Origin of the sequence: Bartonella queenslandensis AUST/NH15, assembly GCF_000312585.1 — a bacterium.
Classification (GTDB): domain Bacteria; phylum Pseudomonadota; class Alphaproteobacteria; order Rhizobiales; family Rhizobiaceae; genus Bartonella; species Bartonella queenslandensis_A.
Window position 1 is genome coordinate 1 of sequence record NZ_HE998215.1, and the last position, 1305, is coordinate 1305.

The window sequence follows — 1305 nt, forward strand, 5'->3', positions numbered from 1 at the left end:
TGTGCTAGCCCCTCATCAGTAAGTGCATCACGCCGTTGTAAACCAGCTGTTGCTTTTTCTTCTGTAGAATTCGTAAACAAATGGGATTGTTTCTCACTTTTACTTTTTGAAACTGGAGCGTCTTCGTAAATATAGCGTGGAAAGCATTGACCAGTATCTATTGCATGATAGTTAGGCACAGTATTCGTCATGAGTACAGAAAAACCGCTTCTTGCCCCAACTCCTGCAAGTTGTATCACTCTATTTTCAATCGCCCGTCCTATCGGCAACATACATGGTATTTGATAAATACTCTCATTGAAATTGCGATTATAATAAAGCCACTGTTTTGTAAAAGGACGATAAAAACTTTGCGTAAGACAGCTATTTTCAAATTCAAAAACCTTTCCTCTTAGCAATTCTTGTTTGAGACTATGACTCCAACTGATTTTACTTGCATCGCTATTTACAAAACTGTCTAAAGCCTTTTTACGTGTCGCGCGGTCAGCATGTGGATGAGCACTATTAAAGGGCTCGACTTCGCTATTATAAAAAGCAACCATATTGTTCATATTTTTCGCTAAAGTCTCACGGCTTGAGTTATATGCCCAAGCATCACGACCGGTTTGAACACCACAAGAATAAATCTCAAAAAGCTTTGTATCATGCCCCTTTTTAACACCTAAAGCTAAAAATGTTTTGAAACTCTCATCACGTTGATTTATCCAATCACCATGTTTATCTGGTGTAATAAGTTGCCAAGCTTGTTTTTGTGTAATGCCACCAATACTCTTAAAGGATTTTATTATATCAAGTTTTCTTTCAGTTGTAAGATTTTTGCCAATGTCGTGATAGTAAATTTTACAAGGTCCAGTAACAATAGGATTTTTGATAAAGAGCGTTATAGCAATACCGGTCATACTACCATTGCCAAAAACATTTTCGCCTTCTTGAGCAGCTCCATTGCTTAACATGTTTTTACGTATATCACCTCGTAAGTTGAGCACATAAATACTGGTGAATTCTTTAGCTAAAGATTTTCGTAAGCTATCCATTGCTGGTTTTTCTATATAACCCGAACCAGAAACAAAACCAATGACCCCAGCATTATCAATACGGTCACTAGCCCAGCGTATAGCACGGATATAGCTGTCGTAAAGCGACCGTTTATTGGTTGCTTTAGATTGAGTAACATAAGTCTCACGAATACGGTCATCTAATAGGGGATAAGGCGTATTCTTTGCATTATCATTTTCATTCTTTTGCCCCATAGAATAAGGAGGATTACCAAAAATAACTTGAATGTTTAGATTTTTCTGATGTTCT

Annotated in this window: 1 protein-coding gene; it reads right to left on the reverse strand. The window is 37.2% G+C overall.

From position 1 onward, the window contains the following. Window positions 1-1305, reverse strand: a 1305-nt coding sequence (locus BN338_RS12365; protein WP_039761965.1) for a type ISP restriction/modification enzyme, incomplete at both ends; no start/stop codon positions are given.